Source organism: Caulobacter sp. NIBR2454 (genome assembly GCF_027474405.1).
GTDB lineage: Bacteria > Pseudomonadota > Alphaproteobacteria > Caulobacterales > Caulobacteraceae > Caulobacter.
The window spans coordinates 601983-620320 of the sequence record NZ_CP114871.1; the positions used below are offsets into that span (position 1 = coordinate 601983).

Annotated in this window: 23 protein-coding genes and 2 pseudogenes; 1 reads left to right on the forward strand and 24 read right to left on the reverse strand. The window is 59.9% G+C overall.

All coding sequences use genetic code 11. The annotated features are described in order from the left end of the window. Positions 1–27 precede the first annotated feature (27 nt). The 19 genes and pseudogenes from O5K31_RS02815 to O5K31_RS02895 form a co-directional block, all read right to left on the reverse strand. The gene (locus O5K31_RS02815) at positions 28–465 is read right to left on the reverse strand and encodes a helix-turn-helix domain-containing protein (protein WP_269715623.1); all 438 of its coding nucleotides are present in this window, start codon (positions 463–465) and stop codon (positions 28–30) included. Positions 466–482: 17 nt separating this feature from the next. Next, a complete protein-coding gene (locus O5K31_RS02820; RefSeq protein WP_269715624.1) occupies positions 483–941 on the reverse strand; it encodes a hypothetical protein in 459 nt (152 codons plus the stop codon). A gap of 59 nt (positions 942–1000) precedes the next feature. After that, positions 1001–1351, reverse strand: coding sequence for a hypothetical protein (locus tag O5K31_RS02825; protein ID WP_269715625.1), 351 nt, complete (start codon positions 1349–1351; stop codon positions 1001–1003). Between the two features lie 195 nt (positions 1352–1546). Further along, positions 1547–1888 (reverse strand): hypothetical protein, encoded by a 342-nt coding sequence (locus tag O5K31_RS02830; protein WP_269715626.1) that lies wholly within the window; start codon positions 1886–1888, stop codon positions 1547–1549. A 133-nt stretch (positions 1889–2021) separates the two neighbouring features. Next, a pseudogene (locus O5K31_RS18380) lies at positions 2022–2213 on the reverse strand (LuxR C-terminal-related transcriptional regulator); the annotation flags it as partial. A 108-nt stretch (positions 2214–2321) separates the two neighbouring features. Next, entirely contained in the window at positions 2322–3587 is a 1266-nt protein-coding gene (locus O5K31_RS02835; protein ID WP_269715627.1) for a pentapeptide repeat-containing protein, read from the reverse strand. A 364-nt stretch (positions 3588–3951) separates the two neighbouring features. Then, positions 3952–4485 carry a hypothetical protein gene (locus O5K31_RS02840; RefSeq protein ID WP_269715628.1) on the reverse strand — a complete coding sequence of 178 codons (534 nt, stop codon included), beginning with the start codon at positions 4483–4485 and terminating at the stop codon, positions 3952–3954. Positions 4486–4511: 26 nt separating this feature from the next. Then, complete coding sequence (locus tag O5K31_RS02845) at positions 4512–5153, reverse strand: hypothetical protein (protein ID WP_269715629.1); 642 nt, start codon at positions 5151–5153, stop codon at positions 4512–4514. Between the two features lie 73 nt (positions 5154–5226). After that, entirely contained in the window at positions 5227–5991 is a 765-nt protein-coding gene (locus O5K31_RS02850) for a DUF4238 domain-containing protein (protein ID WP_269715630.1), read from the reverse strand. Then, the gene (locus tag O5K31_RS18385; RefSeq protein ID WP_442867749.1) at positions 5939–6097 is read right to left on the reverse strand and encodes a DUF4238 domain-containing protein; all 159 of its coding nucleotides are present in this window, start codon (positions 6095–6097) and stop codon (positions 5939–5941) included. The genes O5K31_RS02850 and O5K31_RS18385 overlap by 53 nt, the downstream gene beginning before the upstream one ends. A 102-nt stretch (positions 6098–6199) precedes the next feature. After that, complete coding sequence (locus O5K31_RS02855; RefSeq protein WP_269715631.1) at positions 6200–6772, reverse strand: hypothetical protein; 573 nt, start codon at positions 6770–6772, stop codon at positions 6200–6202. Between the two features lie 46 nt (positions 6773–6818). Beyond that, a complete protein-coding gene (locus O5K31_RS02860; RefSeq protein WP_269715633.1) occupies positions 6819–7553 on the reverse strand; it encodes a hypothetical protein in 735 nt (244 codons plus the stop codon). A gap of 161 nt (positions 7554–7714) precedes the next feature. Continuing rightward, positions 7715–7951, reverse strand: coding sequence for a hypothetical protein (locus O5K31_RS02865; protein WP_269715634.1), 237 nt, complete (start codon positions 7949–7951; stop codon positions 7715–7717). 22 nt (positions 7952–7973) lie between these two features. Next, a complete protein-coding gene (locus O5K31_RS02870) occupies positions 7974–8300 on the reverse strand; it encodes a hypothetical protein (RefSeq protein ID WP_269715635.1) in 327 nt (108 codons plus the stop codon). Positions 8301–8581: 281 nt separating this feature from the next. Further along, positions 8582–8836: a hypothetical protein gene (locus tag O5K31_RS02875; protein WP_269715636.1), complete on the reverse strand. Its 255-nt coding sequence runs from the start codon at positions 8834–8836 to the stop codon at positions 8582–8584. A 107-nt stretch (positions 8837–8943) separates the two neighbouring features. Further along, positions 8944–10368, reverse strand: coding sequence for a hypothetical protein (locus tag O5K31_RS02880; RefSeq protein ID WP_269715637.1), 1425 nt, complete (start codon positions 10366–10368; stop codon positions 8944–8946). 69 nt (positions 10369–10437) lie between these two features. Beyond that, the gene (locus tag O5K31_RS02885; protein ID WP_269715638.1) at positions 10438–10908 is read right to left on the reverse strand and encodes a hypothetical protein; all 471 of its coding nucleotides are present in this window, start codon (positions 10906–10908) and stop codon (positions 10438–10440) included. A gap of 217 nt (positions 10909–11125) precedes the next feature. Next, a complete protein-coding gene (locus tag O5K31_RS02890; protein WP_269715640.1) occupies positions 11126–11773 on the reverse strand; it encodes a recombinase family protein in 648 nt (215 codons plus the stop codon). A gap of 69 nt (positions 11774–11842) precedes the next feature. Then, complete coding sequence (locus O5K31_RS02895; protein ID WP_269715641.1) at positions 11843–12445, reverse strand: hypothetical protein; 603 nt, start codon at positions 12443–12445, stop codon at positions 11843–11845. A gap of 176 nt (positions 12446–12621) precedes the next feature. On the opposite strand from O5K31_RS02895, the gene O5K31_RS02900 reads away from it, so the two are divergent. Then, the gene (locus tag O5K31_RS02900; RefSeq protein WP_269715642.1) at positions 12622–13605 is read left to right on the forward strand and encodes a hypothetical protein; all 984 of its coding nucleotides are present in this window, start codon (positions 12622–12624) and stop codon (positions 13603–13605) included. 107 nt (positions 13606–13712) lie between these two features. Here the strand turns inward: O5K31_RS02900 and O5K31_RS02905 are convergent, their stop codons facing one another. The 5 genes and pseudogenes from O5K31_RS02905 to O5K31_RS02920 form a co-directional block, all read right to left on the reverse strand. Continuing rightward, positions 13713–14021: a thermonuclease family protein gene (locus O5K31_RS02905; RefSeq protein ID WP_269716988.1), complete on the reverse strand. Its 309-nt coding sequence runs from the start codon at positions 14019–14021 to the stop codon at positions 13713–13715. A 145-nt stretch (positions 14022–14166) separates the two neighbouring features. Further along, the gene (locus O5K31_RS02910; RefSeq protein WP_269715644.1) at positions 14167–15447 is read right to left on the reverse strand and encodes a hypothetical protein; all 1281 of its coding nucleotides are present in this window, start codon (positions 15445–15447) and stop codon (positions 14167–14169) included. 45 nt (positions 15448–15492) lie between these two features. Further along, positions 15493–17028 (reverse strand): site-specific integrase, encoded by a 1536-nt coding sequence (locus O5K31_RS02915; RefSeq protein WP_269715645.1) that lies wholly within the window; start codon positions 17026–17028, stop codon positions 15493–15495. 6 nt (positions 17029–17034) lie between these two features. Next, a pseudogene (locus O5K31_RS18390) lies at positions 17035–17220 on the reverse strand (DUF6538 domain-containing protein); the annotation flags it as partial. Positions 17221–17517: 297 nt separating this feature from the next. Then, positions 17518–18327 (reverse strand): hypothetical protein, encoded by an 810-nt coding sequence (locus tag O5K31_RS02920; protein WP_269715647.1) that lies wholly within the window; start codon positions 18325–18327, stop codon positions 17518–17520. Positions 18328–18338: the final 11 nt, after the last annotated feature.

Genomic DNA, 18338 nt, shown 5'->3' on the forward strand with positions numbered 1-18338 from the left:
CGTCTAATCTTGCTGCAACGCGCCTGATTAGGCGGCGTTCTCCTCGCGGTCGTCATCCGTCATGGACGTGACCAGCTGCACGACGCGGCGGCGGACCGCGGCGCTGGAGATCTTGGGGAAGGCGCGGGCGATCTCGAGACCTTCGGGGGTCAGCAGGAAGGCTTGGACCGCTTGCTGATCGTCCAGGGCGGTGATGTCCGCCGGCGTGGCGGCCGTCGGGTCCGGCAGGCCGTCGAAGAAGTAGCTGATCGGCACGCCCATGGTGCGCGCCATGTCGTACAGCTTGGAGGCCGAGACGCGGTTCACGCCGCGCTCATACTTCTGCACCTGCTGGAAGGTCAGGCTCAGGCCTTCGGCCAATTGCGTCTGGCTGATGCCGAGGTGCTTGCGGCGCAGACGAATGCGGGCGCCCACATGCACGTCGGTGGGGTTCGGGGCGGAGTCGAGCTTATCCATGGCGGTCATGATTTTTGGCTACACCCTCAAGCTGTACCGCGCAATCGGGAGCGACGATTCGCCTCAAGAAGCGTGCCCGCCAGCAGGGCGATGACGGTCAGATGCCCAAAAATGACGCCCGCCGTGATGTAAGCCCGTGTCCGCACGCTCGGATCGACCACCACCGCCACGTGCATGAGCGTCCCCAGCACGTGAAAGGCCGCCGCCCACAGAGGCCAGAAGCGGTCGGATTTGAGGGCTATCCCGATCAGGAACGCCAACAGGATCAGGTCGATGACGAAGATGCCGACCTGGATGCCTTCCACCGGACGCACGCCCTGGGTGAAGGGGGTGATGAACCAGGCCAACAGCATGGCCAGACCGCCATACTTCTCCGGCCAGCCGCCCTTTCGCCAGGCGATCAAGGCTACGATCACCACGGAGGCCAGCCCCACCTGCTGGCGGAAGGTATGGATGTGCAGTTGCACGAGCAGATCGTGAAACAAGAATGGGCCCCCTGACAGGAGGCCCATCCTAAAGCTTTGAGATCCGTTTCGACAGAGTGTCAGGCCGCCGCGGTGCGGGCCCCGTCAATACCGGTCAGATGCGCGACAGCGGGGGGCTTTTCGCCGCCGCCGAAGCTGACAGCCCGCAGGCCGATGTCACGCTGGGCGATGGTCAGCTCCTGGTGGGCTTCGCAGACGGCGCGGCGGGCCACGCCCAGGGCGCTGACCGACTCGATGGCCTTCTCGATAGCGCTCTGGCCGATCAGGGCGGACAGGTTGGCGTCGGCGCGGATCAGCGGAATGATGCCGGCCAGCTTGGCGGCTGCGGCCAGGGCCGCATCGATGGCGGCTTCGGATTCGAACAGGGTTTCGGCCACTTGTTCAGCGACCAGACGGCGTTGCTTGAGCATGAGAGTCCCTTTCACGCCGGAGCGGTCCGGCGCGCTTTGCTGCTGAAATTGGTCTTGATGGCGCGCCGCGGGACCTGGCGGCGCCGCAGCGTTAGATGAGGTTCTTCAGGGCGTGGAGGCCGGCTAGAATGCCCCCGAAGCCCACGGCCGCACCGATGGCGATCGCCGCGATCCAGCCCAGTCTCGCGAAAAGACCTAGGTCATTTCGCTCTCCCCAAGCCGGGGCTGGAACCCATCGTCCAGCACCGTCGAGGCGAGGCACAAAATCTCCCGCAGGACCATTTCTGGGGGCTTCCAGCGGGCCAGCTTGCGGGTGGCCGAAACCATGCCCGCGATGAAGTCCGCCTTCTCCCCGCCAGCCAGATCGTTCAGCTGGCGTTCGAGTTGCTCCCAGGTGAAACCCGGAAGCGCGGTCTGCATCGCGGGCTGATCCGCCCACTTGGTCTCGAACGAGCGGACCTCGCTCCTCAGCCACAGAGCGTCCATGACGATCTGGGCCGAAGCCGTGCTCTGAGTGTTGATCGATCCGTCGTCCATGAGTGTCGCCTCCAGGACTGGAAGAAGGCGACGGGTTCGGGGCGGGAGACAGTCGGGCCGATGCCCATGGGGGATTTTCCCCACCCGCCGGGAGCCCCTCGGCGACGTCGGCGAAGGCGAGCATGCGGACGGCGTCGCGGCGGTTCGAAGCGCCCAGACGCTTGCACGCCTTCTCCACATGGGTATCGACGGTCTTGGCGCTGATGCCGAGCTGGCGCGCGATTTCCTTGGAGTTCAGATATTGCGCGGCCAGCTGCAGGCACTCGCGCTCGCGCGGTGTCAGCCGTTCCATTCCCGATTGGTTATCCCGGTCAGGTTCGTTCATTTCGCGTATGAGTAAACGGCCAAACTATCGCTACGCCAAGTAGAATTCCTGACGCAGGGGTCAGCGTAGATGGGGATTTGTCCGGCCCGACGCGAGGGGCCGCGCAAGTCAGTCGCCGCTCTCGGTCGGGGAAACGCCCCACACCACCTGGGTGGTGACCACGTTCTTCAGGCTGGCGCCGTCCACCGTGGCCCCCGTGAAATCGGCGCCGCGCAGGTCCGCGTCGTCCAGGATGGCGGCGGTGAAGTCGGCGCCCAGTGCTTCCAGATACCGACCGCGCGCGGCCGATAGGTCGGCGGGCGAGTTGCGATCGCGCAGGGGCAGCGGGCCCAGCTTGGCGTCCCGCAGCACGGCCTTGCTCAGATTGGCGCCTCGCAGCCGGATGCCGCGCAGGTCGGCGCCGCGCAGGTCGGCGGCCCGCAGATCCGCGCCGTCCAGCTTGGCGCCCTGCATCTCCGCGCCCGACAGTTTCAGGCCGACGAAGCACGTCCGGCGCGCCGAGATGGCGGTCAGCTTCAGCCCCGTCAGCGCCGTGGTCAGGGGGCGAAGATCCTCGCCGTCGATGATCGCGGGCGATCCCTCGCGACCGTCGGTGCGACACCAGCGGTCGTGTTCCACCAAGGCGGCGTGAACCACGCGCGAGCGCTCCACCGAATCCGGCGTCGGGTCGACCAAGCAGCCGCCCATCTTGGTCGCCACCGTCTTGGCGCCCGTCAGGGTGACGTTCATCAGCACCGCGCCCTCGAAGTCGGCGCGATCCAGGTCGGCGTTGGTGAAGTCCGCATTGACCAGGATAGCCCCCGCGAACTTGGCGCCCCGCAACGTCGCCCCTTGCAGGGTCACCCCACGCAGAGCGGCGTCGGTGAAATCAGCCGAGATGGCCGACACGTCCGAGAATTGCGCGTCGTTCAGCACGGCCCCGCCGAAATCGGCTTCGTCGGCCTCGGACGGGCGCAGGGATTCGGCGCCGCTACGATTGCGATGGGCGCCGGGGGCGGTCACCACCGCCGGCCGCAGGTCGGCGCGGGTCAGGTTCACCGAGCTGAGCGTGGCCCCGCGCAGGACGACCCCGCGCATGTCGGCGTCAACCAGGCTGGCGCCGCGCATGTCCGCTCGCCGCAGGTCGCAGCCAAACAGATTGGCGCCGTCCAGCTTGGAGCCCTGAAGCTTGCAGCCCTCGAGAACCGAGGCCGACAGGTCCACCCCCGACAGGTCGCGTCGCGACAGGTCCAGACCGCTCAGATGCGTAAAGCGCAGGATGGCGCGCTTACCGCCGGGCATGCGGGCGACCAGCCGCTCATGGGCGTTCAAAATCAGATTGAGTTCCGACTGGGTCAGACGCCGTCGGCCGGAAAGCTCCAAATCTGCGCGCAACCTGACCCCCATCCCCCAATCTTCACCATAAGGGCGCGCCTTCTAAGCACGGTGACCTAACGCAAGGCCAGCCCCGCGTCCGCGATTCAGAGTCGCAGGCGTCAGAGGCGGCAAGCCTTGCGGCGATGGGGAAATCTTAACAGGAAAGAGTGGCGGAGAGGGTGGGAGAAGAAGCTGATTTGCATGCCCCGATCCAAGTGTCTGAATAGACGACTAACTTGGGTGAAAATGGGAGCAAGGGGGTGGAGCGTGCTGTGTAGCAAGGCAAAACGTCTTGCCTCACGTAACTATACTATCATGAGCCTATCCGTGAGTGCCGACGAAGCACTCGTAAGTGCGGGAGTGGGCTTGCGGGGGATAGCGGTTACTCCTGAAGGCTCTTTGGGTAGACCTTGAGGCGTATCGGTCGGCGATCGCCGACGATGTAGAAGCGCAGGTAAAGCGCCCGACCTGTCGGCTCACGTCCCCACTCGAAGGGGTCGTGTTCCGTGCCTACCGTAAACGTATGGCTTCCGTGCGGAGACAATGTGAAGCCCGGCTCCTCCCAAGGCACATCTGGTGCCACCACAATGGCCTCATGCGTAATCTTCCACCACTTGAACTCCAGCCAAACGATGTCCCACCAGATAATCGTGAGGGGCACGTTCAGCCTATTGAATAGGGTGATGGTACTGTCCAATTCGCCACCCCCACCCACGAAGGTATAGGTGCTGCCGAAGGCCCGATGCGGGAAAAGGCGGTGCCCGAACGCCTGCCACAAGCCGATCATCACAGGGAACAGAACGGCCACCGCCGTAAGTATTGAGCCGACCGCAGACCAAAAAACTTGCGCCTCTGCCGCTAGGGCTTGCCGTTCTGCGAGTCGTAACGTCGCCACCGCTAGTTCATCTGCGTTCATGTGAATCCTGCACGCGCGATTTGTGGTTATGCTTCGGCGGGCCAAGGATGGCTGAGGCGTGAAATGCCGTTCGGTGTCACGCGGATGAGGTCAGATCCATTTTTCAGCCAAATCTCTATGAAAGAGCCCAGCGCCTTCTGGGCTGATCGCACCCATTGACGCTCCGCGTCCCGGTCGCTGCGAGCAATTACGAAGTGAAAAATATCGACGACAAGTACCAGTGGCATCTCGTAGCCCTTTGCCGCTTTGCTTCGTATGGCGGCGTCAACAGCCAGGGGCGCATCCTCCAACTCACCTTCTACATCCAGATGAGTGATCGGAACCGACTTTCCTGTATTCATGAGGTCGGCCATCGCGTCGTATTCAGCACCAAGCTGGCGACCGGGCGGAAGCGCATTAACGATCTCGAACGCGCGTCTATGGTCCCCATAGTCCAACTCGAAATCGGGCGGGTCGTCGCCAAGGCGAACCCGTTTCGCATGAGTTATGCCCGCGCAATAAAGTGCGACGTGCATCTCGCGCCAAAACTTAGCGGCACCTTGCGAGACTGCATAAAATCCCTGCCTCTCCCGTACTTCCCGCATGAGTTCGGTCGCGTCGGCAAACGATTGCCACGCGCTGAGGCGGGACCGGTACTCAGCAGCCTGCGACTTAGTGAGGCGCACCATCTTGCTCGTGTCTATCATTAGCTGCTGATCATAGGGCCGTGTTCGAGCGACGGATGGCGGGCGGAGTTGGAGGCTAGACCGCCTCTTTGGGTATCGGCGGATTGGCTGCCCATTGTTCAACAACGAACGCCATGTCAGCACCGTCCACCGATATCACTCTTTCAGTTGCTCGTCGGACCGCGTTCGTATTTGAGCGCAAAGAGAGCTGTCGCGCAGAGGTCTGACTTAAAGCCAACCGAAATTTCTCGTCTCGATACCCGACAAACAACTGGGTCGGAGATATTGGGAGCGAAAGATAAAAGCCATTTTCGTCGAGCCTTCCCTCAAGCAGAAGCGGATAATCGGAGAGAAGGAGATTTCGGCCTCCCAAGCTTACGTCTATCAGAACCCATCGTAGACTAGAAAACTGTTCTCTCATGCCAAGGTCATCAGTCAGCTTTGCTAGCAGCGGAACCCCGAAGTTATCGATCAGGTGAGGGTGCTGTTCTTCCGTCCATTCGACTAAATCAGCTGGCCCAGCTTCCGCCCGAACCTCTTCATACTCTTCAGGATGCGCCATAAGGCTTTCGCGAAGATAGGCGGGAGCTTCCTGGCGCACTTTGGCGACCATGCGCGGCTGGCGAGCGATGAGAGAAACGAGAAACCTGCTCCATTCCAGCCGCTCCCGCTCGGTCAGACTGGCTACGCCATAGGCCGCGAGCTTGCGGCGCACTTTGGCCGCCTCATCGTCGATGAGCTGAAAGAAGTTAGTTTCAACCGACTGCTTCTCAAGCCCGGCTACAACGTCATGGCTCAGCGAAAAAAAGGTCGTCCGAATAACAGACGGCCCTGGGGCCATAGGGCCTTGCCGAAATTCCCCAAGCCGACTTCCGATAGGCGGTAACCTTCCCGGAGGCGTCGGCCCACTGCCGTATCAGGAAGACTGGGACGTAGTGATGCTTCAAGGTGATTATTGAACACGGAACCCAGTCTCGAAGGAAGTGCGGAAGCTGCCACCTAGTGTTGCTTATCGCAATGCCGATAACGGTACAGCGCGAGTGCCGCGACTAAGCGTCAGACGGAAACATGCTCAGTTCAGGCAGATCGCTGCCTAGCAAGCGTAACCACGCATCCGAGGCATTCTGAAGAATGCACGTCAAAGCTCGTCGGGTGCCGTCCTTCAGCGTCACTACAACCTGTTCACTGCCGCCATATTTTCCCTCGCCTAGGGGGAGGTCATTATATCCGCTGTGGCAGGCGACTACTGCTTCTTGACCGCTAACAGACGAGCTTGCGCGATCTAATGTGTGATGCTTGAACGCGTCCGCGACATCCCGAACAAGGGCCGTATCGTTGCACGCCTCGCCGCCCCGTAAGTATTCGCAATGCTTTCTGACAAGGTCCCGGACCGCGTCAAGCGTACGCACCGTCAATCGAGGGTCTCCCGTTGCGAGGGCTACGTCCGCAAGGTGGTTGAGCTCCAAAGATGCTGTCCGAGCGCGACGCATCACTGAGATGCGGAATTCACGCAAATTCTCGTGATTTTCGGCCACTGCTTCGCTTAGTGAGGTCTCGGCTTCCCAATATTCGCGGAGAGCTGGGAAGACTACATCGCGGACGTGGTCGTCGATGGCGGCCATTAGGTGTCCCCCTTGATTGCGGTGAGTGGACCGACACGCTCATAGTTCAACGTCGGCTGCCGTTCGCTAGCGACTCCACCTCCCGGTACGTAAAGCCAGCAGGTCGTCCGGCGAGGTAAGTCGCTCCAAATCGTTCGATCAAATGCGGGCCTGGCTTTAGTTGTGCGCGAGCGTGCTTGCGAAGGGTCTGAAGCTGACTAGGCGTCGGAGTGCTCACCCCGATCTCCTGCAAGCCCTCGGTCAATAACCGTTCGAGTCGCCGCTTGCGGCCAGCGCCTCGACAATACTCCTTCACATACCCAGCCAAGGCTCGGAGGAACAATGCTTGGCAGTAAATCGCCGTCATTTCGGCTGCGAGCGAAGAGGTGAACGCGGAAGTAAGGTCACCTGTGTCGATAAGGTTACGATAGAAATTTCGCGTTTGATCTTCCAGAAAGCCAACCGTCACCTCCTTGGACGACGCGATGAACAGAAAGGCCGGCACAAGCTCTGTAATCGACATAAATCTGTAGAGGTGTAAACCAAAGCAGAGTGCGAATATGCAGACTAAGTTGTTTCCGGTGGCGGCGTTTATCGCGCGGAGGTTTGCGACTAAATCCTCCCAAGACGTCCACTCGCCAGAGGGGGCCGTGAGCAGCCCACCTTCAGCATGGCCATGCGCGTCAAGATGAAGAATTGGAAGCAAGCCATTTTTGCATTCCTCCGCCAACTCACAAAGCACGGACAGCAGCTCGGCGCGATTGGCGACAATAACTTCTCTGACCGGCAGGCCGCCCTTCAAGCTATTCAAGTCATCAAGAATGCGTCTTGAAGGCCCTACTTCCGCCTCGGGCAGCGACCGTATCCATATGACCGCATTTATTCGGACGCCGCTCGAAATCTGAACCCCCGCCATCGGCTAGCAACGTCCTTCCCAACCTTCATCAATCGCATGGTCAGACCCTATTTGGCCCAAGCTGGGCGGTCCACCTGCCGCAGGGCGCGCCATAGCGTCCAGCCGCCTTCCCTGAAACGCTCCAGTTCAAACCAGCCCGACAGGCCTTCAAACCCGGGTACAAGATGGGGGCGGATGAAATCGCTTGACGAGCGGCCCCGGGCGTAGCGGGGCGTGGTGTAGAACAGCAGTTGTCCTTCATTGCCGAACACCTTGGTCAGTTCGGCGATGCGCGTCTCGGCCATGCCCTGGCTCTCCTGATCTGTGTCACGACCGCATGCGGCGGTCATAGGCCTTGGCGGCCTCGCCAAGCTGCGGCGTGCGCGGCTCGCGCCATTCGACGCGCAGGGTCCAGCAGGTCTTGCAGGGCCGGGTCAACTTGTCGGGAAGGGCGGTGTGCAGGGTGTTCTCGTCGCCCAGCTTGTCGGCCTTGAGCCGCGCGATTATCGCCCCTGGGGTCACCGCCCTGGCGTAGCCGCAGGCCTGGCATTTGAATTCGATGCGCACCCCCGGACCAGCGGCCGCCAGAGCGCGCAAGGGCAGGCCGACCCGCGCGGGCTCCTCGCGAAAATCCAGCCAGCAGCCGCCAAGCACCTGACATTTGAGGGCCGCTTGAACTCGGCCATGGCCCTGGCACCCATATGGCGGCTGACAAGGAAGTCGATGTCGATCCAGCAACTGCGCTTGCAGCTGCGCTGATGGCAGGTGCCCCGCACCTCCTGGCCGCGCGCCTTGTAGCCGGCCAAGGAGTCGTCGCGCATAAGGCTGTCGTTCTCGATCCGCCAGCCGCGCGGCGGCGTATCGTTGACCCTAGGCCCGCTCCCGCCCCAGTGGGGGTCCGACGGCGGCGGGTTGACCTTCCACGAGCCCATGGATCACCGGAACGGATAGATGCCGCCGCCCGCCAGCAGCTGCGGGTCGGGCGGGCCGGACCAGACCTCAAGGGTGACAGAGCGCGCGCCGCACTGGCAGCGCAGGCGGTCGGAGAACTTGCTCAGGCGCTGGCCGATGAGGCCTTCGGCCACCCAGCGGTCGGTGTGCACCACCACCATCAGCTTGCAGCGGCAACGGGCGCGCAGGTGGCGGTCCGGTCCGATGGCGTAGCTGAGGCTCGGGTCAAACCCGCTCATCAGGCACTGCGGCTCGCTCGCCCGCCGTGCGTTGGCAGGCGTCTGGGACGACGACATTAAGAACCTCCGAAGCGCGATCCTGTAGCCGAGCGCTTCGAAGAGTCGAGCTATTTGTTCTTGTATTGTTCCAAATGCCGCATCATCAGCTTGCGCATTTTGACGCCGTCCGCGAGGTCGAAATCTGGAGTGATTGGAAGGGGCCTAGGATTTGGAGCGATAGGGCCATTGAGGAGGCTTAAAGCCAAGCTCCGTTGAAGTTGGTGGGGGAAGCGATCTTGAGGGGGAGGAGAACCTGCGAGATATGCCCCCGTAGCCTCGCCACGCTTTGATGCGTTGACCCGCATTTGGTTCAGCACGTCGATATTTCTTTCCACGACACCAAGGAGTGCAACTTGGTGCTTCAAACTCGTTGAGCCGAAATATGCGAGCTCAGTCGTCATCGCGGTCAAGTGCAACGCGTCCATCTCCGGACAGGAAAGCCGCAGATTCAGGCGGCCTCCTTCCGCGAGAAATGTAGCCACGAAAAGCAGAGCTCTCCGGTCGCAAGGTGGGACGGCATCGAGAGCCGCTGCGACTGGCGGGTGATGTACAAACGCACGAAGTGCGGACTGCCCTTCGCGGGTGTGCATGTCGAAGGCTGCGGCTAAAAACCCGTTATGCTCTTCGCGTTTGGGCTCGGACGACCGCAGCTCGAACCGAACTGGTCCATCTCTCAGGATTTGCCAAACAGGCAGCAGGCTTACGAACAGGCAGTCTCCGCCGCGCACCGCCGCTCGATCAGCGATCCAGTACAGCAGCAGCGGCATCTGTTGCTCGACCATCAAGCGCATCAGGGATGAACGAGGGCGGTCGTTATCAACCGGCACGTTGACGTTCCAATACCGCTTCGTGCCGGCGAGCAGCCAAGTAGCCAGCATCCGATCCTGCGTCGTGCTGCCCATGTCAGAGGCATTCGCCGCCAACACCTCGTCTGACAGCCTGGACCACGCGTCCATCTTTGGATGGAGCGACCTGTCGAAGTCGACGATGGTCGTAAGGTTGCAGGCAGTTCGGTCCTTCCAACCCGCGGCAAGGATACAAGCTAGCCACACGGCCGCTTTCCGATCCCCAGCGAGCCTGCGGGAGGCCTTGTCACCTATCAGCGCCAGCGCGGAACTGACGCCAAACAAATTCCCAAGGAGGACATCTTCCATCGCGCATACGACTAGACGTCGCCACAGGCCTCGCGGATCGATGCAATGAGCCATGTGCGCGGCATTCATCGCTGCTGGGACGTTTCCGAATCTGATCGCCTTTTGCAGCGACGAAATCGCCAGCCATCGATCGCTCGCGGATGCAGGTACACGAAGATCAGTCGGCATATCCCACGTGAAGATTTGTCGGACCGCATATTCAGCAATCAATGCGTCGACGCCAGCCGTGGCGCTTGGCTCTGGCAGGCCGTCATTACCGATCATGTTGGGAGCAATGCGCTGGTAGAGGCGAGGCTGCCGCAACTCGTCCAGGCGACCACCTAATTCATCGAAAATCATGGGCTGACCCTATGTTTGAGGATCAGCCCAATCTTCGGTGGGTATTTGATTTTGGTAGAGGTTTTTACTCTAGTTCAGCATCCCTTCAGGGACGCTCGCCCGCCGGGTACCGGTGCAGAGATTTGCCACCTGGTCCGCCGTAACCTCTTCTGCGCCCACGAATATGCCATCGTCCGAAATGATGAAGGGTGCGGCGCCGACGTAAGCGCCGAAGGCGTTCTTCGCATTTATCTGCCCGCAGAGGGTAAGCTTCTCGCCCGTCCGATATGCCGTCAGTTCGGTAAACTGAGCGGTTGATGGGTCTCTCAGTTTCGGACCGATCATCTTCCTAGCGAAAGCGGGGTATAGCGCTACATCGAACTCAGCTGCGGCGGGCTCAGTAACTTGTGCTGCTTGGGTCGCAGGCGGAGAGGAGCCGCCGGACCTGATGACTGCAAATACAGCCATAACGCTGAGTGACGCGAGCAGCCAAAGTGTAAGGCGTTTGGCTGAAGAAGTTGCGGGCTGTGGTTGGTTCTGACTTTTCTTTGCGGTGTTCATATCACTCCCCGAATCCGGATCGGGGAGTTAGGAAGCCTCGCTAGGGAAGCCGCATCAGCCTTTAGGCTCGCGCCCTGGACATACGCTGATGCCTCCCCGACCAAATGGTCGAGGAGTGCTGTGACGGCGCACTCATGCCGCCTAACGAGGGGTTCCTACGCCCCAGGTCGCCTGATTGGTGACCCAACGACTCTTCTGACTTGGAATGTTGGGGAGCTCAAGTGTGATTGGCGGATAGCCTGCTTAGCAATCGGCTGACGCTCGTAGGGTGCCAACGGCCACCGTCACGGCTCGGTATGCCGCGTTGATTGAGCCAGGCGGACAAGGGGCGGATCGCTACGACGCCCTCTCGGCGTGCTTCCTCTACCGCTTGGACCAGGGTCAACGCATAGCGCTCGGCGCCTTGCTTATGCTCTGCCGCAAGCACAGCGCCATGGCTTCCAAGTTTGACACCTCGGGCCTTCGCCGATGCAAGCGCAGCCCGTGTTCGGTCCCGGATGAGTTGGCGCTCATGCTCTGCAAATACCGCTAAGAGCTGCAAGAGCAAACGGTTGGCTTCGGGCATGTCGCAGCAACGTACGTCGACGCCGGATTCAAGCAGTTGAGCGATGAAGGCCAGCGAGCGCGAGAGCCGATCAAGGCGGGCGATAAGCAAGGTGGCTTTGGTGCGCCGGCAGAGGTCGAGGGCCTTCCCAAGTTCGGGGCGCTGATTGACCGAACCGCTCTCGACTTCGGTGAAGGTGTTCAGAACCTGTGCGCCGCTCAACGCCGCGAACCGGTCTACCGCTTCTTGTTGCGCCTCTAGCCCCAGGCCAGATGCTTGCTGTCGTGTGGTGCTGACCCGGATGTAGGCGACGAGCTGCATGGGTAACAGGTGAAGGTTGGTTTGCCTGTGTTCAGACTAGCTTGGGCCCCACCCTTACAAAGGGGAATGTCACGCATCGCTCGCGGCCCATACACCTAACCCGATCACTGATCGTTGGCCGCATTGTGTGCAGACAAAGCTGCGACCAGGAACGACCTCATCGCTGAAAGCGACAATCACTCCGTCGCAATCGGATGTTGCGCATTGGAGCTCAACATCGTCGGCCGACCACGTGACGCCGTCCCCTTCGACCGTGAGGATATAACCGGCGGAGCATTCTGGACACTTGGCTGTTGTACTCTCCTCCTCGCGTGGGAGGCGGCGACGAATGGGAACCCCGCAGCGACCGCACGTGCAGGTGCTAAAGCGCCCAACTGTGAAGTTGAAAATCTTTGATGCCAGCGTGGCATCAAGCTGAGAGAGCAGCCGCTTAAGTCGTGATCGCAACGCTTCCGCGTCATGATGCATCCCACGATCAAGCATGCCTAGCGTGGGTTGATGGAGGAAGCTTCCAATCGCGTCATACTGGGTTTTTAGCGTCTTCAAAGTCAGCGGCGTGTCAGTGCCAAGCAGACGCATCTCGTCTGAAGCCTTCCCCTTTTCTGACTGCCTTCCGGCAGAGATGGTCCTTTCGGCATCGGCGAGTGGGTCAATGTCCAACAGCGCGCTCATGAGCCGCCTTGGCTGCCACTTATCGAATTCATCTGCCGCCAGCTCTGCCCGGTAAGCCTGAGCGCGGTCGTACGTAAGGGCCTCCATTGCGAGACGGCATTCCAGCGCTGCGTATCGCATCGCGGCTAGTCCCTCACTCGCTTCCAGCAACTCCTTTGCTCGGGCTACAGCGAGGCGTGCTTCATGTCGAAAGTTGTGCTTCACCCCCCGAGTTTACCGACACCTATTTCGCCGTAAACCACGCGTCGTGGCGTATTCATCAGATCGGTACAGTCAGGCTATCCGAACTGGATAAGAGGGGGGCAACAGCGATGAATGCGCCGAATGACCAGCTTCATTCCGAGGTCGAAGCCCGACGAATTCAAATCGCTCGTGAGATGTTTCTGGACACGGCGGATATGAACTACACGGGTGCGCGATCTGCGTTTTTGGAGTGCCGAGACTACGATTTTTGGTGGCTGTCCCTGCATGCAGTCGAGAAATATCTGAAGGCCGCTCTGCTCGTGAACGGTGCTTCGATCAAGGGGGCGTCGCACGACATCGAAGAGCTTTTACATAGGCTAAAATTGCTGGATAGGCGCCTTCAGCCTCCGCCGTTCATCCGTCCGAAAATTGCGGGCCGCCCCCGAATATTCGAGTTGGCCGACGACGGCTTCATCCGAAATCTCAATGTGATTGGCAGCGCCACCAATCGTTACGCAGCCTATAGCTATGTGATCTCTCCCGTAGACCTGCACCGGGTAGACCATCTCGTTTTTTGGGCGCGCCGGCATGCGCGACCATTAAGGCAGAAGCTCGCTGGAAGAGACCTGGACTGGATTGCAGAGCTCTACGGAAGCCCTCAGGTGTGGCGTCACCACTACGGAGCTCCTTTGGAGAAGTTGGTCGATAGCCCCAAAGGGATGTCAGCCCGGCGAGCGCTTGTGAAAGCTAATGTCGCTTTCTTTCCCGACCACCGACATCGGCCAATTCCTCGCCGAGCGTTGGCGCACAATGGGATTCTGTTTCGACACATCCAGATGTTCAAGGACAGCTCGCCAGGCGAGGATCGCCATCGAGTGGCTAAGGATGTGCTTCTTTGGGCTCTGCAGGAGATTCCTCTCCCCAAAAATGAAGTGCGTCATATCCAGAAGATTCTCGCGGAAGGCGAAGGTCTTTGAGTGCAATTGATTGCACTCGGGACATCTCTGTTCGGACGTGATTCAGGCCGGCGAAACGCGGGGCGTACGAATGAGGCGGTCACCGTTGTACATACGCGGTCACTACGTTAGCGGGCGTCCCGCCAAACGCCCCGCCTTGCGTCCCGTGCAACTAGCTCGTCGCGGGCGTACCGGCCCTTGCTGAAGCGCCGGTACTCTTTGGCATACCCTGAACGGATTACAGCGGCGTTCACGTCCGGCGAGGCGTCTGACCAACAACGTCCGACAAACCGTCCATACTGGTCGCGTTCAACGTACGTACAGCCGACCCTTCCGCGCGTGAGGCGGATCAGCTCATCGCGCGCCTCATAGGCGAACGGTTCCGCGGGGGTCTGTCCTCGACGAACCTCAGGCGCATCTACGCCAAACAGCCGCACGCTTTCGCCAGAGCAGCGAAGCGTGTCGCCGTCATGTACTGATGGAGCAGTGCAAGCGATGATCAGCGCTGCGGTTATGGCTAGCGAAGCCAACTGCAATTCCTTCCCAGCGTCGCAGTGCAATTGATTGCACTGACTTCAACCATCAGGCCCCTGAAATCGCTGCCCGAATATCGGCGAACAAGAAGCGTTGTTTCGGCCAATCGTAACGAGGGTGATTGGGCTTAAGCTCGTGAAGGGTGGGGGGCACCCAACTGACCTCTCCAAGGTCCCTAGCTGTCAGTCGCGACAAGAGGATGGAGCGAAGCTTCTGCGGAAGTTTGCTCAGATTCTGCACGGCGACGATGGTCTTTAGCCCGTACTCTTTTCGGTACTCAACTAGGCTCCCAAAGCGGTTGGCCAACACGTTGGGCATCTCAAACGCTTGGCCAGCGTCCAATTGTAGATCTGGCACGAACAACACCTTGTGGTTCAGGAGGCGGGACGGATGTTCAATCCATGCGTAGTCACCTGGCAAATCCATGAGTTCAGCAGCAAGATCGAGAGCGGGGACAAACGTGACAGGCCGCTGCTTGGCCAGCTTCGAAGCGAACTTGAGCATCGCTCCCTCCACGCCGCCACACGCCAGTTGGGCCAAACTGCATTGACCCACCCACACCGCTCCCAGCTGCCCCTCCGCCACGTCTTCCCTCATCCATTCCCTCAGCCTCTCAGGAATGCCTGCGGGATAGCTTTGGGTTGTTGCGAGCAGCGAGAGGGTGCCGTGACGAACCTCCGCGTTGCAGTGGAAAGGCCCTCCAACTAGCGTGATCCATTCGCCGGGTTTGGTCAGAGCCGGCATGCGAAAATAGGATAGCGGGTCTGCGAGTTGGGGGATGTGGTGAAAGTCCCATCCCCCCTGAAAAGCCAAGCTAGGAATCTTGTAAGAGGCCAGAATCTCAACATCGTCGGTGGTGAACGAACCTCTGCCTAAGGCCGCTACGGTGCGAACCCACGCATCGGTCGCTTGCGTACGAAGCGTGCTCGTCTGCGCCTGGGCTTGCGCGGCCTGGACGTACTGAGCAAGCGACGGCGTTGCGCCGCCCAAACTTTTCTTCTTGTTGTGCTGTTGGGCCTTGGCGCTGGCCCAGCGAATGTTCGCGACTTCGTAGTGTCCTTCTGGATTGATGCGATCCAAGCTCAGCGCCTGGGATTTCGGCCACCCAATTGCCGCGATGAATTCTCCGAAGCTGCCTAGGTGGAACTGGATTCCTGCCCCTCCGTAGTCGGGGTAGCTCTTGTGGCCAGGGTTGCTGCAGCGCGCTTTGGCGGCGTGGAAGGCGTTGTAGGCCTTCTTGTACTGCCAGCTAGCTTTGTCCCACTCAACGGGAGAGGTATCATTCTTCTTGGTCTGCTTTGACGAATTATCTTTCGATTTCAGGCCCATAGCGATCTCGATTGTTCTTGTTCGATGTTTGTAGGAGCGTGCGCGCTACGCGCCTGCGAGCACTTCACGGGGGCTGATCGGGAGCTTCATCCCTCTGATGGATTGGGCCGCGATCTCTAGCGATACGCCCTCGCCGTAGGAGGAGCTGACGCTTCCATCGCTGTGTCCAATAAGGCGATCGATGACGTACTGAGGTTCCTTTGCGTTACGCAGCGCGTCTTCGACCGTGTGACGGAAGCTGTGAAACACGAGAGCGCGGTCGCTCAGACCGACGGCGTCGAGAAGGCGAGCAAACCTCTTCGAATAGGCCGTAGACGCTTGGCCATCCCGCCCGAATGGGATTTCGAAGAACAGCCGCTTAGCAGCCTGTTTGCCCTTTCGTCTCTGGCGGACGAAGTCGCCAAACCCGAGTGCGATCAGGTCGGGATGCAGCGGAATCGTCCGCACTCCCGCCTTCGACTTGACGTGCTTTTCCGTGCCGCTGCCAATCGCCCCACTTCCAAGATCAGTGACTGCGATTACTGGGATGGGCGCGTCTTCCTGCACGTCCGCCAGGTGAAGCTGGACCAGTTCACCCATCCTAGCGCCGGTGTAAATTCCAAGCAGCGGGAGCCAGTATTGGGCGTCCTTCACGATGACGTCGCCCGCCAGGTAGCGCCGCCCCTTCGACTTGCATCCTGTGAAAAACGAACAGGAGAACAGCCGCTTCAGCTCATCGCTCGTGAAAGGGCGACGGGCCTTGGCCGCCTTCTGCACCTTCGGCTTCTCGACACTGAGGTGCGCTGCGGGACTGCGCTCGATGTAGCCCTCACTGACAGCCCAGCGAAAAAAGGTTTTCGCCGTTTCCAAATGGATCAGTGCAGTCTTGGCGTGGATACGATGCTCCACGCAGTCGGTCTGCCTGCCGATGAACGTCAGGGATGCGCCAACATGGTGACGGCTCCGCAGACGCTGGATGCCATCACGATACAGTCGCATGTCCTGAGAGATGACAGATGACAGCGGGCGATCCTGCCCGAGGTGTTCGATCAGAAGTGCGAGCTGACTTCCCCGGCTACTGACGGTCTTACCAACCCATGACTTCCGCTTGGCGGCGAGGAAAGCTGCCACCGCGTCCTTCACGGTCGGACCGCTCGATGTCTGAGGGGGCTCCTCCCACAGATTTTCCGGTGCTACAGCCTCGGTCGATTGCGAGGAGGGGGCAAAGATCGGATCTGTCGGCGTGTAGTCGGCCAAGCGATCGCGAAGCCGAAATTCCGACAGGCGGGCCTGCTCCGAAAGCGCCCTCGCCACACCTTCGAGAATGTCTCGCCACACGCCGCGAGAAAGTTCGGCATTGATGCCGTGCGAAGCCATCACACCTTTAGCGATGGTCTCAACTTCTGGCTTGAAGCGGCCGCCCGCGATTTGCTGCTGGAGATCGACAAGCTGCTCATCGATCATCCGCCTCTGTTCGTGACGCTCGCGGTCGGGATCGGAATAGACGTAGGAGTGACCTTCAGCCTCAGAGCGCAGTTCTTGGAAGCAGTCGTTGATGAGCGCGCGCACGCGCGCTTTCGAAAGTTGTTCGGCAGTCGCCATCTGGAACACCACTTGGAGTCGGGCCGCCACTCGGATCGCTAAAGCGCGAGCCTCCGACGGAGAATGTGTGTGGAGTGACCGACGGACCTCAGACAGGCCGACATGGGTGTGAAGGCTCCGGGGCACACGTGCCCTAAAGTTCCACACGCCTTCTCGGCGCTCGAGATACGAAGGATGGAGCCTGCCGTTCACGACAGGATCACTATGTTCGGCGGCCTGATGATTCCCGGTACCGACGCTTATTGCGCCATCCTCGGGAGGAGCCGATGTGGAGCAGAGTTGTGGAGCAAATGCTCCTGCAAACCTGCCCTAGGTACGCTGGACTACTGAATTTACTTCCGTTTTTGCGGAAGTGGCGGAGAGGGTGGGACTTACACCCACCATCACAAAGCCTCGGAAAATATTGGGCTTTTTACGAGCTGACGTTACGTTTGGAGCGAGCCACTGTAACACCTCTAGCTGGCCTCGCAATGCAGGCGTCCCGCCTCGTCATGGGCGGTATGGGTCCCAAGTTTTTCTGCTCAAAAAGTAGCTGTCGTCATTGTTGAATATCCCAAAGAAGTCGGTGAGATACGGAATGTCATACCGTGCTCGCATGGCAATGTTCTGAAGTTCGCCGAGAGTGTCAGTCAGGCTGCGGAATAGCCGCAAGCAGTACATGCGACTGAACTTTTGGAGTATGCTGATGCTTCCTGTGGCTAACGCACCTTCGCTCCATGATCTGATCGGCCTACCATCTTCGGCGGTGTGATGAACTGAGGAGATGTCGTCCAGCAGAGCGCCTAATGCTTGCGCTTGAGCTTCATTCCGTGCGCGTTGCCGCGCGGAATAGTGCTTGCTCAAGATGGGTTGGCTCACAGAGTGATACCAAGCCGCTATTGGCTCCTGCATAGCCGCAGACTTGCCGCCGACTAGGTAATCAAGGTTGTAGTATCTCGTTGATGTTGCGAACTGCGAGAGCACCTGAACTATGGCGCTGCTTACTAAATCATCAGGAAAGGCTTCGGACGTAAGATTGCGATCCTGACGTATCTCTTCAGTCTTTTGGATGATGTCGGATAATTGGTGGCCTAAGGCTCTAAGTTCTTTGTCGGAAGGGTACCGATCTTCTCTGACAAGATAGTCTAAGATGAAAATCAGTTTCCCTAATCGCTCCAGGGCTATTGATAGATTGAAAAATGCGTAATGATAGTAGCCCTTCTCAGCATATGTCGCCTTATTTATCCCATTTATTCCCTGGCCTATCGCTGCGGCGGCGATCCCGGCTTCTCTACTGAGGGCCTCAAATTCTGGGGTCATCACTAAAGCCT

What these genes read in the sequence shown, in the direction of transcription:
- O5K31_RS02885 (WP_269715638.1), bottom strand. Translation starts at nt 10,908, where the DNA reads ATGAACACCGCAAAGAAAAGTCAGAACCAACCACAGCCCGCAACTTCT.
- O5K31_RS02875 (WP_269715636.1), bottom strand. Translation starts at nt 8,836, where the DNA reads ATGAGCGGGTTTGACCCGAGCCTCAGCTACGCCATCGGACCGGACCGC.
- O5K31_RS02880 (WP_269715637.1), bottom strand. Translation starts at nt 10,368, where the DNA reads ATGATTTTCGATGAATTAGGTGGTCGCCTGGACGAGTTGCGGCAGCCT.
- O5K31_RS02920 (WP_269715647.1), bottom strand. Translation starts at nt 18,327, where the DNA reads ATGACCCCAGAATTTGAGGCCCTCAGTAGAGAAGCCGGGATCGCCGCC.
- O5K31_RS02840 (WP_269715628.1), bottom strand. Translation starts at nt 4,485, where the DNA reads ATGAACGCAGATGAACTAGCGGTGGCGACGTTACGACTCGCAGAACGG.
- O5K31_RS02815 (WP_269715623.1), bottom strand. Translation starts at nt 465, where the DNA reads ATGACCGCCATGGATAAGCTCGACTCCGCCCCGAACCCCACCGACGTG.
- O5K31_RS02915 (WP_269715645.1), bottom strand. Translation starts at nt 17,028, where the DNA reads ATGGCGACTGCCGAACAACTTTCGAAAGCGCGCGTGCGCGCGCTCATC.
- O5K31_RS02855 (WP_269715631.1), bottom strand. Translation starts at nt 6,772, where the DNA reads ATGGCCGCCATCGACGACCACGTCCGCGATGTAGTCTTCCCAGCTCTC.
- O5K31_RS02830 (WP_269715626.1), bottom strand. Translation starts at nt 1,888, where the DNA reads ATGGACGACGGATCGATCAACACTCAGAGCACGGCTTCGGCCCAGATC.
- O5K31_RS02895 (WP_269715641.1), bottom strand. Translation starts at nt 12,445, where the DNA reads ATGAGCGCGCTGTTGGACATTGACCCACTCGCCGATGCCGAAAGGACC.
- O5K31_RS02890 (WP_269715640.1), bottom strand. Translation starts at nt 11,773, where the DNA reads ATGCAGCTCGTCGCCTACATCCGGGTCAGCACCACACGACAGCAAGCA.
- O5K31_RS02910 (WP_269715644.1), bottom strand. Translation starts at nt 15,447, where the DNA reads ATGGGCCTGAAATCGAAAGATAATTCGTCAAAGCAGACCAAGAAGAAT.
- O5K31_RS02845 (WP_269715629.1), bottom strand. Translation starts at nt 5,153, where the DNA reads ATGGTGCGCCTCACTAAGTCGCAGGCTGCTGAGTACCGGTCCCGCCTC.
- O5K31_RS02850 (WP_269715630.1), bottom strand. Translation starts at nt 5,991, where the DNA reads ATGGCCCCAGGGCCGTCTGTTATTCGGACGACCTTTTTTTCGCTGAGC.
- O5K31_RS02865 (WP_269715634.1), bottom strand. Translation starts at nt 7,951, where the DNA reads ATGGCCGAGACGCGCATCGCCGAACTGACCAAGGTGTTCGGCAATGAA.
- O5K31_RS02825 (WP_269715625.1), bottom strand. Translation starts at nt 1,351, where the DNA reads ATGCTCAAGCAACGCCGTCTGGTCGCTGAACAAGTGGCCGAAACCCTG.